This window comes from Bradyrhizobium sp. HKCCYLRH3061 (assembly GCF_051168015.1).
In the GTDB taxonomy this organism is placed as follows: Bacteria; Pseudomonadota; Alphaproteobacteria; order Rhizobiales; family Xanthobacteraceae; genus Bradyrhizobium.
Genome location: NZ_JBNPUE010000017.1, coordinates 17,708 through 31,675, shown reverse-complemented (window position 1 = coordinate 31,675; position 13,968 = coordinate 17,708). Strand labels below are relative to the sequence as shown.

The 13,968-nt window shown below is 65.9% G+C and carries 15 protein-coding genes; 9 read left to right on the top strand and 6 right to left on the bottom strand.

What is annotated here, in order from left to right; genetic code table 11:
• Positions 1-47: 47 nt before the first annotated feature.
• Positions 48-1,244 carry a glutamine-hydrolyzing carbamoyl-phosphate synthase small subunit gene (gene carA, locus ACQR2C_RS24665; RefSeq protein WP_316179737.1) on the bottom strand — a complete coding sequence of 399 codons (1,197 nt, stop codon included), beginning with the start codon at positions 1,242-1,244 and terminating at the stop codon, positions 48-50.
• A 205-nt stretch (positions 1,245-1,449) separates the two neighbouring features.
• Here carA and ACQR2C_RS24660 point away from each other — a divergent pair, with 205 nt between their 5' ends.
• The 4 genes from ACQR2C_RS24660 to ACQR2C_RS24645 all read left to right on the top strand — a co-directional run bounded on the left by ACQR2C_RS24660 (position 1,450) and on the right by ACQR2C_RS24645 (position 5,318).
• Positions 1,450-1,905 carry a GatB/YqeY domain-containing protein gene (locus tag ACQR2C_RS24660; RefSeq protein WP_316217917.1) on the top strand — a complete coding sequence of 152 codons (456 nt, stop codon included), beginning with the start codon at positions 1,450-1,452 and terminating at the stop codon, positions 1,903-1,905.
• Between the two features lie 138 nt (positions 1,906-2,043).
• A complete protein-coding gene (locus ACQR2C_RS24655) occupies positions 2,044-3,651 on the top strand; it encodes an acyl-CoA synthetase (protein WP_316217915.1) in 1,608 nt (535 codons plus the stop codon).
• 355 nt (positions 3,652-4,006) lie between these two features.
• A complete protein-coding gene (locus tag ACQR2C_RS24650; RefSeq protein ID WP_316179733.1) occupies positions 4,007-4,783 on the top strand; it encodes a DUF2189 domain-containing protein in 777 nt (258 codons plus the stop codon).
• 112 nt (positions 4,784-4,895) lie between these two features.
• Positions 4,896-5,318, top strand: coding sequence for a hypothetical protein (locus ACQR2C_RS24645; protein ID WP_315802649.1), 423 nt, complete (start codon positions 4,896-4,898; stop codon positions 5,316-5,318).
• Between the two features lie 13 nt (positions 5,319-5,331).
• Here ACQR2C_RS24645 and ACQR2C_RS24640 read toward each other — a convergent pair whose 3' ends face one another.
• The gene (locus tag ACQR2C_RS24640; RefSeq protein WP_315802650.1) at positions 5,332-5,871 is read right to left on the bottom strand and encodes an SRPBCC family protein; all 540 of its coding nucleotides are present in this window, start codon (positions 5,869-5,871) and stop codon (positions 5,332-5,334) included.
• Positions 5,864-6,178: an ArsR/SmtB family transcription factor gene (locus ACQR2C_RS24635; protein WP_316179731.1), complete on the bottom strand. Its 315-nt coding sequence runs from the start codon at positions 6,176-6,178 to the stop codon at positions 5,864-5,866. The genes ACQR2C_RS24640 and ACQR2C_RS24635 overlap by 8 nt, the downstream gene beginning before the upstream one ends.
• 142 nt (positions 6,179-6,320) lie before the next feature.
• Here ACQR2C_RS24635 and ACQR2C_RS24630 point away from each other — a divergent pair, with 142 nt between their 5' ends.
• Positions 6,321-6,941, top strand: coding sequence for a LysE family translocator (locus ACQR2C_RS24630; RefSeq protein WP_315802652.1), 621 nt, complete (start codon positions 6,321-6,323; stop codon positions 6,939-6,941).
• 59 nt (positions 6,942-7,000) lie between these two features.
• Here ACQR2C_RS24630 and ACQR2C_RS24625 read toward each other — a convergent pair whose 3' ends face one another.
• Both ACQR2C_RS24625 and ACQR2C_RS24620 read right to left on the bottom strand, forming a co-directional pair.
• Complete coding sequence (locus tag ACQR2C_RS24625) at positions 7,001-7,837, bottom strand: PhzF family phenazine biosynthesis protein (RefSeq protein ID WP_316217914.1); 837 nt, start codon at positions 7,835-7,837, stop codon at positions 7,001-7,003.
• A 25-nt stretch (positions 7,838-7,862) separates the two neighbouring features.
• Positions 7,863-8,066, bottom strand: a complete 204-nt coding sequence (locus tag ACQR2C_RS24620) for a hypothetical protein (protein WP_315802654.1) — start codon at positions 8,064-8,066, stop codon at positions 7,863-7,865.
• Between the two features lie 26 nt (positions 8,067-8,092).
• On the opposite strand from ACQR2C_RS24620, the gene ACQR2C_RS24615 reads away from it, so the two are divergent.
• The gene (locus ACQR2C_RS24615; RefSeq protein WP_316217913.1) at positions 8,093-9,502 is read left to right on the top strand and encodes a PLP-dependent aminotransferase family protein; all 1,410 of its coding nucleotides are present in this window, start codon (positions 8,093-8,095) and stop codon (positions 9,500-9,502) included.
• A 4-nt stretch (positions 9,503-9,506) separates the two neighbouring features.
• On the opposite strand, the gene ACQR2C_RS24610 is transcribed toward ACQR2C_RS24615, so the two are convergent.
• A complete protein-coding gene (locus ACQR2C_RS24610) occupies positions 9,507-10,310 on the bottom strand; it encodes an N-formylglutamate amidohydrolase (RefSeq protein WP_434882318.1) in 804 nt (267 codons plus the stop codon).
• Positions 10,311-10,514: 204 nt separating this feature from the next.
• Between ACQR2C_RS24610 and ACQR2C_RS24605 the strand changes: the two genes are divergently transcribed.
• From ACQR2C_RS24605 to dnaG, 3 genes are all read left to right on the top strand, one after another.
• Positions 10,515-11,327 carry a transglutaminase-like domain-containing protein gene (locus tag ACQR2C_RS24605; RefSeq protein ID WP_434839603.1) on the top strand — a complete coding sequence of 271 codons (813 nt, stop codon included), beginning with the start codon at positions 10,515-10,517 and terminating at the stop codon, positions 11,325-11,327.
• Between the two features lie 59 nt (positions 11,328-11,386).
• Positions 11,387-11,785 (top strand): gamma-glutamylcyclotransferase family protein, encoded by a 399-nt coding sequence (locus ACQR2C_RS24600; RefSeq protein ID WP_434882317.1) that lies wholly within the window; start codon positions 11,387-11,389, stop codon positions 11,783-11,785.
• Positions 11,786-11,953: 168 nt separating this feature from the next.
• Positions 11,954-13,960 carry a DNA primase gene (gene dnaG, locus ACQR2C_RS24595; protein ID WP_434882316.1) on the top strand — a complete coding sequence of 669 codons (2,007 nt, stop codon included), beginning with the start codon at positions 11,954-11,956 and terminating at the stop codon, positions 13,958-13,960.
• Positions 13,961-13,968: the final 8 nt, after the last annotated feature.

Sequence of the window (13,968 nt, the reverse complement as noted above, 5' to 3'; positions counted from 1 at the left end):
TGCCCGGGACCAGCCCGGGCATTTCGAATTGTCTGGAGTCACCGGCCTCAGGCTGCGCTGCGCTTCTTCTCGCGCATCAGCTCGGCAAAGCGTTGAAACAGATAGTGCGAGTCGCGCGGGCCGGGCGAAGCTTCCGGGTGATACTGCACCGAGAACACCGGCTTGCCCTCGAGCTGGATGCCGCAATTCGAGCCGTCGAACAGCGAGATGTGGGTCTGCGTCGCGCCCGATGGCAGCGTATCCTGGTCGACAGCGAAGCCATGGTTCATCGAGGTGATCTCGACCTTGCCGGTGGTCTCGTCCTTGACCGGATGATTGGCGCCGTGATGGCCCTGATGCATCTTCTTGGTCTTGGCGCCGACCGCAAGTCCGAGCATTTGATGGCCGAGGCAGATGCCGAAGGTTGGCGTGCCCGACGAAATCACCTGCTGAATGACCGGCACGGCATATTTGCCGGTCGCCGCGGGATCGCCCGGTCCGTTCGACAGGAACACGCCGTCCGGCTTCATCGCCAGGATGTCCTCGGCCGGCGTCGTCGCCGGCACCACCGTCACCTTGCAGCCGACGCCGGCGAGCAGGCGCAGGATGTTGCGCTTGATGCCGTAGTCGATCGCGACGACGTTGAACTCCGGCTTGGTCTGCTGGCCGAAGCCCTCGTTCCACACCCAGGGGGTCTCGTCCCAGGTGAAGCGCTGGGCGGAAGTCACCATCGGCACGAGGTCCATGCCCTCCAGGCCCGGCCACTCCCGCGCTTCCTTCTTCAGGGCGTCGAGGTCGAAATGGCCGTCCCTGGCATGCGCGATCACGGCGTTCGGCATGCCCTTGGAGCGGATCAGCGCGGTCAGCGCCCTTGTGTCGATGCCGGACAGCCCGATGATCCCGCGCGCGCGCAGCCACTGGTCGAGATGGCGCGTGGCGCGGTAGTTCGATGGGTCGGTGATCGCCGTGCGCAGGATCACCCCGCGCGCGCCCGGCGTCGCCGCCATGTTCACCGTCTCGATATCCTCGTCGTTGGTGCCGACATTGCCGATATGCGGGAAGGTGAAGGTGATGAGCTGGCCGGCATAGGACGGATCGGTCAGGATCTCCTCGTAGCCGGTCATTGCGGTGTTGAAGCAGACCTCGCCCACCGCGTGGCCCTCGGCGCCGAGGCCGTAGCCTTCCAGCACCGTTCCATCGGCGAGCACGAGGAGCGCGGTCGGTTTATGGTCCGGCCAGGCGGCGTCAGTATCGATGTGTGTCATGAGGCCTCTACATAGTGCCCCTGACATAGTGCCCCTGGCGCGCGGCGTCAAAGCGGGAAGCGAGCGATTCACACGCGATTTCGGTCAATTTGCACGGAGAATGGCCTGGTTTACGAGTGAACGGCCGGAACGTATGCGGAACCGAGTTGTCTCGCCGGGACGAACCGCCTAGACCAGCCGCAACGGAATTCGAGAGGGCAAGATCATGCTGCGCGACGACATCAACAATGCGGTCAAGGAGGCGATGAAGGCCAAGGACGAGCGCAAGCTGTCCACCCTGCGCATGGTCAACTCGACCTTGAAGAACGCCGACATCGCCGCGCGCGGCGAAGGCAAGCCGCCCTTGACCGACGCCGACGTGCTCGCGGTGCTGCAGAAGATGATCAAGCAGCGTCAGGAATCGGTCGAGCTGTATGAAAAGGGCGGCCGCGCCGAGCTCGCCGCCGGCGAGCGCGAGGAAATCGCGGTCATCTCGGCCTATCTGCCGAAGCAGATGAGCGACGACGAGGTGAAGACCGCCATCTCCGCTGCGGTCACTGAAACCGGTGCCGCCGGCATGAAGGACATGGGCAAAGTCATTGCCGTGCTGAAGGCCAAGTATACGGGCCAGATGGACTTTGCGAAGGCCAGTGCGCTGGTGAAGGCGGCGTTGACAGGCTGAGCCGACTGCGCGCAATCAAGCAAGATTGCCTCCACACCGTCATGGCCGGGCTTGTCCCGGGCATCCACGTCCTTAAGACTGTCACGAGCAGAAAGACGTGGATGGCCGGGACAAGCCCGGCCATGACGGAGAAAAACAGTGCTCAAGGAAACGTCCGACTACGACCAGCTTTATCGCGACTTCCGCTGGCAAATCCCGGCGCAGTTCAACATCGCGGTCGCGACCTGCGATCGCCACGCCGACGGCTCGGACCGCCTCGCGCTGATCGTCGTCGAGGAGGACGGCGCCGCCCGGCGCGTCTCGTTCGATGAGCTGCGCGACTATTCCTGCCGCTTCGCCAACGTATTGAAGGCCGATGGTCTCGCGCAGGGCGACCGCGTCGCGGTGTTCCTGTCGCAGTCGCTGGAGCTGCCGATCGTCCATTTGGCGGCGTTTCGCGCCGGTCTCGTCTCGGTGCCGCTGTTCACGCTGTTCGGCGAGGACGCGCTGCAATTCCGGCTGCAGAACTCCGGCGCCAAGGTCGTCGTCACCGACACCACGGGCTTTGCGAAGCTTGCGCGCATTCGCGACCATCTGCCGGAGCTCAAGACGATCTATGTCACTGACGGCGACGGCCTCGGCGCCCGGCCATTCTGGCCGGCGCTGGAGCGCGCCTCGGATCAATTCCCGACCGTCGCCACGTCAAGCGACGACCCTGCCATCATCATTTACACCTCGGGCACGACCGGTAACCCGAAGGGCGCGCTGCACGCCCATCGCGTGCTGCTCGGACATCTGCCCAATGTCGAGATGGTGCACGGCTTCCTGCCGAAGCCGGGCGACGTCATGTGGACGCCGGCGGACTGGGCCTGGATCGGCGGCCTGTTCGACGCGCTGTTTCCGGCCTGGTATCACGCGGTGCCGGTGGTGGGATATCGCGCGAAGAAATTCGAGCCGCAGGCCGCAATGCAACTGATGGCGGACTACGCCGTCCGCAACGTGTTCCTGCCGCCGACGGCGCTGAAGTTGATGCGCCAGGCCAACGTCAAGCACGAGGGGGTCCGGCTGCGCAGCATCCTCACCGGCGGCGAGTCGCTCGGCGCCGAGCTGCTCGACTGGGTGCGCGCGACTTTCGGCATCGATGCGCACGAGATCTACGGCCAGACCGAGTGCAATCTCGTGGTCGGCAACAATGCAAAGCTGTTTCCGATCCGGCCGGGCTCGATGGGCAAGGCGACGCCCGGCTTCCAGGTTCTGATCGTCAACGACAAGGGCGAGGAGCTGCCGCGCGGCGAGAGGGGCATCATCGGCGTGCGCCAGCCCAACCCCTGCACCATGATAGAATATTGGCGCAATCCGGAGGCGACGCGGAAGAAGTTCGCGGGCGACGTGCTGCTGACCGGCGATCTCGGCACCCAGGATGACGACGGCTATTTCTGGTATGCGAGCCGCGAGGACGACGTCATCACGTCGGCCGGGTATCGCATCGGCCCGGCGGAAATCGAGGACACGCTGCTCAAGCATCCGGCGGTCGCGCTGGCGGCCGTCGTGGGCATTCCCGACCCGGTGCGCACCGAGGCCATCAAGGCGTGGATCGTGCTGCGGCCCGGCTTCGTTGCAAATGACACGCTATCGCGAGAGATCCAGGACTTCGTCAAGGTGAAGCTCGCCGCGCATGAATACCCCCGCCACGTTGAATTCACCGACACCCTGCCGATGACGGCGACCGGCAAGGTGCTGCGGCGGGAGTTGAGGGCGCGGGGGTAGGGGCGGCGGTCCGACCGCCTTTTCGTCGGTAGTCGCTGAGATGTAAAGTAAGGTGGCGCGGCACGCTCGGTGCACCTCGCCCCGCTTGCGGGGAAGGTCGGATTGCATCGTCAGATGCAATCCGGGTGAGGGGGGACAGGTCTCGCCACGGACACTTCCCGTGCGTTTGCCCCTTACCCCAACCCCCACCCCGTAAGAACGGGAGAGGGAGCATACCGTCCGTGCTGTGAGAGCTTCATCGTCGGACGAGATGTGAAGGTCACGCCCTTATCCTCTGCCTACAAGTTGAAATTGAAATCCCCGCCCTCCCGCTGTTAGCATCGGTGCAAAGAACAACAGTCTGGAGGGTACGCCGATGACCGCATCCGTCTCGGGACGATCCGATCCCGTGGTGCGCCGCATCACCACGGCCGATATTGCCGAGGCCTTGACGCAAGGCCTCCGCGATTTTCAGGCTCAGCCCATGTTCGGCCTTGCTTTCGGGCTGATCTACGTGCTCGGCGGCATCAGCATCGTGCTGTGCGTCACCGCCTTCGGCATGGTCTACTTGGCCTATCCGCTGGCCGCGGGGTTTGCGCTGATTGGCCCGTTCGTCGCGATCGGTCTCTATGAGGTCAGCCGCCGCCGCGAACTCGGCCAGCCGATGTCCTATGGCGGGATCTGGCGCACGATCACTTCGCGCGGCGAGATCGGCTGGATGGCGTTCGTGACGCTATTCTTCTTCATCATCTGGATGTACCAGGTGCGCCTCCTGATCGCGCTGCTGCTCGGGCTCAATGCCTCTTTCTCCAGCATCAGGGAGTTCATGACCGTGGTGCTGACGACCAACGAAGGTCTGCTCTTCCTCGCGATCGGCAATCTCGACGGCGCCGCCCTGTCGCTGGTGCTGTTCTCGCTCACGGTCGTGTCGTTTCCGCTGCTGCTGGAGCGCGACGTCGATTTCGTGACGGCGATGATCACCAGCGTGCGCGCGGTCGTGACCAGTCCCGGCCCGATGATCGGCTGGGCCGCCGTCATCACCGTGCTGCTGATCATCTCGGCATTGCCGTACTTCCTGGGACTGCTGGTCACCGTGCCGGTGCTGGGCCATGCGACCTGGCATCTGTACCGCCGGATCGTAGCTCCGGCGTAAGGCAAGGGCGAGCCGCGCCGAAGGTTCGATGGAGCATGGACGCCCTCGAACGGGCTCGTTTCGAAACGCGGCTCGCCGGTGGTCCTTCCGGCGCCAATATCGGAGGAGAATGATGCCGGACAACATCGCGTTGTTTGCCACGATCGTCTTGTTGCTGCCAATGTTCTATCTGCTGCTGGCCGCGCCGGCCTTTCTGCTGGTGCGGCTCGACATCGTGCCGGTCACCCGGCTCCTGCGCGGCATGTTCGACTCCTACTTCGTGGCGCTTTCGATCGCTGGTGGCATCGGCGCGCTGGTCGTTCTGGCCGACGGTCGCCCCGTTCTGGGGCTGGGCATTGGCCTGATCGCGGCGTTCGCGCTGCTCTCGCGCCGCTGGTTTCTGCGGCAGATGGACGCGCGCATCCGCGACAGGGATTCCGGCGATGCGACGGCCGTGCGTCGGCTGCGCCGGTTACATTGGGGTGGCATGCTGAGCAATGCGGTCCAGGTCGGCGTTGTTCTCGCCAGCATCCCACAGATCGCTGCGGTATCGTAGCAGGCCTTGTCGTTCAAGGCACTGCAATCCCCATCGCCTTCAGGGCCGCCAGCATGCGCGTCGGCGGCGTCATCTTCACCGCGAGCGGCTTGCCGGTCTCGAGCACGCTCTTGAGGCTCGACAGGATGGCCGGCCAGCCCTGGCGCCCGCCGGACAGGATGTCGTCGGAGAGCGGCCGCTCATGCGCTTCGGTCATCGTGAGACGGACGGCGTCGCCAGCCGGTTCGATCTCGTAGGTCACGAGCGTGCGGCCCAGTGCGTCGACGAGGCCCGGCCAGTTGACATCCCACGTGACCGTCAGCCGGTACGGCGGCTCGCAGACGATCACCTGGCCGCTGATGTGCTCGGAGCCGTCGGGCGCGCGCACGATGAAGGCGCCGCCCGCCTTCAGCTCGGCTTCAATCGCGAAGCCGAAGAAATATTGCCGGCTGAACTCGGCCGAGGTCAGCGCCTGCCACACCTTCTCCGGCGTCGCCGCGATGTAGATCGTGTACACCGTCTCCGGCTTGAAGTGCGCAAGATCGACGGCGTGGGTCTCCTTCGGCTCAGTCATCCCGTTCCTCCAATCGCTTCTTCAATTCACCGAGCGCGACGAGCTTGGCGCGCTCGAATTTCCTGATCCAGCGGTCGCCGATCTGGTGGATCGGCACCGGATTGAGGAAGTGCAGCTTCTCGCGGCCGTGCCGGAGCGTCGTGACCAGATTGGCCGCTTCCAGAATCGCCAGGTGCTTGGTCACCGCCTGCCGCGTCATGGCGAGGCCGTCGCAGAGTTCGGTCAAGGTCTGGCCGTTCCGCGCATGAAGCCTGTCGAGCAGCGCCCGCCGCGACGCATCCGCCAGCGCCTTGAAGACGTCGTCCATTTGATGAAGAATAGGCAACCAAAAGGTTGCGTGTCAAGCGGAGCGCTGCAAGTTGTTCGACTTGGAATACGTCGAGATGTTGCAGCTTCCCTCTGCCGACATGCCGTGCATTAGTGACATCTCATCCACATCGAGGCGCCTCATGTCCCTGCAAGTCTATATCGCCTTCGTTGCCGCCTGCATCGGGCTTGCGCTGCTGCCCGGTCCCGTCGTGACGCTGCTGATCGCCAACGGTCTGCGTCACGGAACCCGTGCCGCGTTGATCAATATCGCCGGCGTGCAGACCGGGCTTGCGATCGCGATCGGCATCGTCGCTGTCGGCCTGACATCGCTGATGGCGACCATGGGCTATTGGTTCGAATGGGTGCGGCTGATCGGCGCGGCCTATCTGGTGTGGCTCGGCATTCAGCTCATCCGCTCGCCGATCGAGGGGATCTCGGCGGGCGAGGAGCCGCCTCCGCCGCCGCGCGGCGGCTTCTTCCTGCAGGGCTTGCTGGTGCTGCTGTCGAACCCGAAGGTGATGGTGTTCTTCGGGGCGTTCCTGCCGCAGTTCATGGACATGGGCCGGGATCACGTGCCGCAGGTCGGATTGCTCGGCGTCACCTTCATGGTGATCGCGGGTCTCACCGACGCGATCTATGCGCTGCTCGCGGGCCGTGCGCGAAAACTGTTCTCGGCCAGGCGGACCCGGCTGGTGTCGCGCATCTCCGGCGGCTTCATGATCGGGGGCGGGGTCTGGCTGGCGCTGACGCGGGCGCGGTGAGCCCGCATTGAGTTTAGCGCCTGCTCTCACCCCGGAGAGCCCGGGGGGGGCCGCCGGCGTTACAGGCTGATCGTCCCCTTCATCACCGGCGCGACGTCGCCGCCGATCCAGATCGTGTCGCCGTCTTGCGCGACATGGACGCGGCCGGCGCGGCCGAGCACGGTGCCCTGGGACGCAACATATTGCTTCGGAGCAATTCCGGCTCCGATCAGCCATTGCGCCAAGCTTGCATTGAGGCTGCCCGTCACCGGGTCCTCGCCGCCGCCCCACATGAAGCCGCGGACCTCATAGTCGGCATCCGTGCCATCCTGCGCTCGATCCCATGGCGCGACCACGCCGATCGGCTGTTGCGGCAGCGCCGCCGGATTGAAGCGGATGTCGAGCAGCGCGCGGCGCGAGTCGAGGAGCACGCCGATCCAGCCCGGGCCGTTGTCGACCCACTGCACGGCGCGCATCGCGCTCGATTGGATGCCGAGCGCTGCTGCGATCCTGCTGGTCAGTTCGGCATCGACTTGGCCGGAGCGCCTGAGCGGCGGGGCTGCGAAGGCGAGCCGCTCTCCGTCGCGCCTGATGCGCACGAGGCCCGCGCCGCATTCCTGCACCACGTGTTCGCCCTTCGGCCGGCCGCCGAGCGCGAGCCATACGTGGCACGAGCCGAGCGTCGGATGGCCTGCAAAAGGCAGCTCGCGCTGCGGGGTGAAGATGCGCACGCGATAATCAGCGCCCGGATCCTGGGCACGCGACAGGAAGGTGGTCTCGGACAGGTTGGTCCAGTTGGCGATCGCCCGCATCGCCGTATCGTCAAGGCCGTCGGCCTCGGCGATCACGGCAAGCGGGTTGCCCTTGAAGGCCACCTTGGAGAACACGTCGACTTGATGGAACGGAAGCGTCGGCATTTCGGTGTCCTCCTCGACGTCGTTGTCAGTCGCGCCAGAACGGCTTGTTGGCCTCTTCCTGGACGATCGCCGGATCAAGGCCGCAGTCGCGCATCTGGTCGCGATCCAGCATTGCCAGTTCGGACCGCCAGAACAGGCGCTGCAGCCAGAGTTGCGGCACCCCGAGCAAATTGCTCTTTCCGTGGGCAACTTGCGGAGTTGCCCAACGCTGCGCCAGGGAATATGCCATGAGTCACCTATTGCTCTTCAATTGCGTTGTTCGAAGAGCAATCGCGCCATACATATCTCGGTGCAATCGAAACATTGCTCTCGGTACAATATAGCATGAATGCTTCGTATACGGCCCTGGTCGACGACATCGCCGAGGACATCGCCAACGGCAGGCTGAAGGCCGGTGACCGGCTGCCGCCGCAGCGCCAGTTCGCCTATGAGCGGGGAATTGCCGCATCCACGGCAGCCCGCGTCTATGCCGAATTATTGCGCAGGGGCCTGGTCGTGGGCGAGGTCGGGCGCGGCACCTTCGTCGCGGGTGAGGCGGTGCCGGTACCACCCTCGCTGCGGCTGGAGCCGTTCGACGGCCGCATCGATCTCGAATTCAATTTTCCGACCCTGCCGGATCAGGCGGCCCTGATCGCGAAGTCGCTGGCCGCGTGGCAGCGGCCGGAGAAGCTGGCGCCGGTGCTGGCGCCGATCACGCAGCGTCGGCTGGCCGAGGCCGGGCGCACCGCCGCGGCCTTCTTCGCCAGCGAGCGCTGGCGCCCGCGCGCGGAGAATTTCGTCTTCGCCGGGAGCGGGCGGCAGTCGCTGGCCGCGGCAATCTCGGCGCTGGTGCCGGTCGGCGGCCGGCTCGGCGTCGAGGCCGTAACCTATCCGATGATCAAGGGCATCGCGGCGCGGCTCGGCGTGACCCTGGTGCCGCTCGCGATGGACGGCGAGGGCATCCGTCCGGAGGCGCTGACCAAGGCGCATCGCAGCAGCGCGCTCAACGCGATCTACATCCAGCCGGTGATGCAGAATCCGCTCGGCCTGACGATGAGCGAGGCGAGGCGCGAGGAGATCGTGCGTCTGGTGCGCAAGCACGAGCTGATGATCATCGAGGATCTGGTCTACGGCTTCCTCAGCGATCAGGTCTCGCTGGCGACGCAGGCCGAGGAGCGTGTCGTCGTGGTCGACAGCCTTGCCAAGCGGCTCGCGCCGGGCATTGCCGTCGGCTTTCTCTACGTGCCGGCAAGCATGCGCGAAAAATTCGCCGCCACGGTGCGCACCGGGGCCTGGTCGGTGACGTCGCTGGCGCTGGCCGCCGGCATGGGGCTGCTCGCCGATGGCACGGCGGCCGAGATCACCAGGCGCAAGCGCGCCGATGCGCTGGTGCGCCAGGCGATCGTCGCCGAGTGCCTCGCCGGCCATCACATCGAGGCCGATCCGCGCTCCTACCATGTCTGGCTGCATCTGCCGGAGGGCTGGCGCGCCGAAGCCTTGACGGCCGCAGCAGCCCGTGCCGGCATCGCGATCACCCCGGCGAGCGCCTTTGCAGTGGCGCACGGTCATTCACCGAACGCGGTAAGGCTCGCGCTCGGCCTGCCAAGCCACGAGGATCTGCGCACAGCTCTGTGGCGGCTTGCCGGATTGCTGTCGCATCACGACGCCTCCGACATGACGGAGTAGCAGGCTACGCGAGGCCTTTGCTGCGCAGCTCGGCCTCGATCTCGCCGAGAATGCGGATCAGCCGCTCGGCCCAGCGCTGCTGGCCCTCGGGCTCGGCGATTTCGTTCTGACGAATCTCGATGCCGGAATTGATCAGCCCGCGCGCCTCGCCATGCACGGGGATGGTGTAGTCGGTGCCGTCGCCGACCGCATAGGGCTGATTGTCGCCCACCACGAGATCGGGCTCGGCCCGCAGCGCCTTCAACAGCAGCGGCGGCAGCACACGGTCGTGCTGATACAGCGTGCCGATGTGCCAGGGCCGCCCGATGCCGGCATAGACGGGCGTGAAGCTGTGCAGCGAGACGAGAATGGTCGGCCGCCCCGCGGCCTTGCGCGCATCGAGCACCGCGGTGATGCGGTCGTGATAGGGATCGAAGATGGCGCGCCGCCGCAGCTCGGCGTCCTCATGCGTCAGGCCCTCATTGCCGGGGATCGTGGTGCGCTCGCTGATCATCGGAATCGCGTTCGGCGCCTTCGGCGAGCGGTTGCAGTCGATCACCAGCCGCGAATAGCGCTGCGCGATCAGATGCGCATCGAGCGCGCGCGACACGGCCTCCGCCACGCCGGCGATGCCGATGTCCCAGGCGATGTGCCGCTCCAGTTCGCTTTCGTGCAGGCCGAGATCGCCGAGTGCGCGCGGCAGCAGGCGGCCATAGTGATCGCACGTGAAGAACAAGGCCGACGCCCCATCGGCGTTGCGCTCGAGCACGGGTGGAACTTCGTCTGGCTGAAGGAGTCGATGAGTGTTGCTCGTGCCGGACACGGTCATGCTGCCTCTCGTTGCTTCATGAAGCGGCAGACCGATCTCGGATTGGGCAGACAGATGAGGATTGGGCCGGCGGACATCATGATGGTCGCCCAAACGATGCTGATTCTGGCGATCATTCACAAGACAGAAGTTCGCAATGGGCCTACGGTCCGGGCCGGATGAGGCTGGCGCATCGTGCCGCCCGAACGGGGCGAAGGAGCCTTCATGCTGATCAAGGTTGGATTTGAGATCGCCTATGCGGCTCCGGCGGCAACGCCGATGGTGATCATGCTGTCGATCCATCCGTCGCGCTTTCCCGACATCGTCGGCACCGAGACGATCACGACCGAGCCGAAGGTGCCGATCAAATTCTACAACGACAGCTTCGGCAATCTCTGTGGGCGGCTGGTGGCGCCGGCCGGCGGGGTCACCTTCCACGGCAGCGCCATCGTCCGCGACAGCGGGCGGCCGGACGCGATCGATCCCGGCGCCCAGCAACTGTCGATCGAGCAGCTGCCCGATGAGCTTCTGCTGTATCTGATGCCGAGCCGCTATTGCGAGACCGACAAGCTGGCCGAGGTCGCGTGGTCGTTGTTCGGCAGCGCGCCGGCGGGATGGGCGCGCGTGCAGGCGATCTGCGACTTCGTGCATAACCACGTCACGTTCGGCTATGAGCACGCCCACGCCATGAAGTCGGCGCACGACGTCTATCAGCAGCGTGCCGGCGTCTGCCGCGACTTCGCCCACCTCGCTTTGACCTTCTGCCGCTGCATGGGCATTCCGGCGCGCTATTGCACCGGCTATCTCGGCGACATCGGCGTGCCGCCGGACCCGGTCCCGATGGATTTCTCGGGCTGGTTCGAGGTCTATCTCTCGGGCCGGTGGTACACGTTCGATGCCCGCCACAACGTGCCCCGCATCGGCCGTATCCTGATGGCGACCGGACGGGACGCCGCCGACGTCGCGCTGTCGACCTCGTTCGGCCTGATGACCCTGACCAAATTCTACGTCGTCAGCGATGAGATCGCGGCCGCCTGAGCAGAGAAGGGCGCGGCCGGCCGCTTCGCATCAGCCGCGATCGCCGCTATAGACGGGCCATGACCACCGATCTGCTGTTCGTCTACGGCACGCTGATGCGCGGCTTCGACCACCCGATGGCGCGGCTGTTGTCGGCCAATGCCGATTTCGTCGCCGAGGCAAGCTGCCGCGGCCGGTTGTACCGCATCCAGCATTATCCCGGCCTGGTGCTGTCCGATGACGCGGCCGATCTCGTCCATGGCGAGCTGTTCCGGCTGCGCCAGCCCGAGCCGATGCTGCGCGAGTTCGACATGTATGAGGCCTGCGGCGAAGGCTTCGCGCAGCCGACCGAGTACCTGCGCCAGCGCCTCCACGTGACGCTGGCCGACGGCTCGGCCCGCGAGGCCTGGACCTATGTCTACAACTGGCCGGTCGACGAGGCCGCCCGCATCGCCTCGGGGCGCTTTCTGGCGCCTTGATCCCCCTCTCTCCTCCCGTCATTCCGCGGCGCGCCCTGCGGTCGCCCCGGAATGACTGAAGGAGAGAGCAGGGCCTGTGAATAGCCCGGACAAGGGCGAGGAAGTTCACATTTCGTACACGGGTGCCTATATGCGTAAGTCCATCAACACAGGACCACCGCCTCACCCATGGCTCGCTTCACGCCGGAATTTCTCGATGAGCTGCGCGCCCGGCTTCCGGTCTCGGACGTCGTCGGCAAGCGCGTGAAGCTCAAGAAGGCGGGGCGGGAGTGGAAGGGGCTGTCGCCGTTCCAGCAGGAGAAGACGCCGTCCTTCTACGTCAACGACCAGAAGGGTTTTTATCACGACTTCTCCTCCGGCAAGCATGGCAACATCTTCGACTTCGTGATGGAGACTGAGGGCTGCTCGTTCCCTGAGGCGGTCGAGCGGCTGGCGGGGATCGCCGGCCTGGCCTTGCCCGCGGTGACGCCCGACGCGGCGCGCCAGGAGCGGCAGCGCAAGACGCTGTATGACGTGATGGAGCTGACGGCGAAGTTCTTTTCTGACACGCTGGCGTCCCGTCATGGCGCGCGCGCCCGTGGCTATCTTGCCGATCGCGCGATCCTGCCGCAGACGCAGCTCCAATTCCGGCTTGGCTACGCGCCGCCGGATCGGTTCGGCTTGAAGGAATATCTTGGCGCCCAGGGCGTGCCGGTGGCCGACATGGTCGAGGCGGGATTGCTGGTCGGCGGCGACGACATTCCCGTGCCGTACGACCGCTTCCGCGACCGCGTGATGTTTCCGATCACCGATCTCCGTGGACGCGTCATCGCCTTCGGCGGCCGCGCGCTGCAGAAGGACGTGCCGGCGAAATACCTGAACTCGCCGGAGACGCCGCTCTTCCACAAGGGCGACAACCTCTACAACCTGCCGAGCGCTCGTCAGGCCGCGCATAACGGCGCGCCGATGATCGTGGTCGAGGGCTATGTCGACGTTATCGCGCTGGTGGCGGCCGGCTTTGCCGGCGCCGTGGCGCCGCTCGGCACCGCACTGACCGAGAGCCAGCTTTCGTTGATCTGGAAGATGGTGGACGAACCGATCCTCTGCTTCGACGGCGACCGCGCCGGCCAAAAGGCAGCCTATCGTGCCGCGGACCTTGCTTTGCCGCATCTCAAGCCCGGCAAGAGTCTCCGCTTCGCGCTGCTGCCGGAGGGACAGGATCCCGACGATCTCGTCCGCTCCGGCGGCCGCGGCGCGGTCGAGGAGGTGCTCAAGGTCGCAAAACCTCTCGCCGAGGTGATCTGGTCGCGCGAGATCGAGGGCGGCAGCTTCAACACCCCGGAGCGCCGCGCCGCGCTGGAGGCGCGGATCGGTCAGCTCACCGGCGGCATCGCCGACGAGGTGGTACGGCGCTACTACAAGCAGGATCTCAGCGACCGGCTGTACCGGGCGTTCGCGCCGGACGGCGGCCGGGGCTTTGGCCGCGGCTACGGTGCCGAATCAGGACGGCGGTTTGGCCCCCGCAGTCCCGGTTCCGGACAGCCGGGGCGGTTATCCACAGGGGGCGGCCGCCGCGGCGGCGCGCCATCCACAGGACCCGCGATGGCCCGCGGACCCTACCAGGCGGCGAGCCCCCAGCTCGCCATGAGCCCGATCATGCGCGGCCAGCGCTCGGCGATCTCGCGCCGGGAGGCGCTGATCCTGCAGTGCCTGATCAACCACCCCTGGATCCTGCACGACCACCTCGAGGAGGTCGCAGCCCTCGAACTGGCCCATCCCGAGGCGCATAAGCTCCGCGCCGCCATCATCGCGGCCTTCGCCCACGACCACCACCATTCGCCGGACCCGGACGAGCAGGCCGAGAAGATGCGGGCCGACCTGGAGAAGTCAGGCTTTTCCGAGCTTCTTCAACGGGTTGAGCGGGCAATCACGACCGCTGCGGTGTGGGCGGCGAAGCCCGGCGCGGCGCGCGATGACGTTCTTGCGACCTGGCACCAGCTCGTTGCCTTGCATCGGCAATGGCACTCCTTACTTAGGGAATTGAAGGATGCCGAGCTTGCCTTGGGCGAGGAGCCGAGCGAGCCGAACATGGGCTGGTTGAGGGACGTGAAGGCCAGGATGGCCGAGATGGACGGCACCGAAGCGCTGATCGAAGGCTTCGGGGAACTGTCCGGTCGCACCAACCGCAACGTGTAGACCGGATG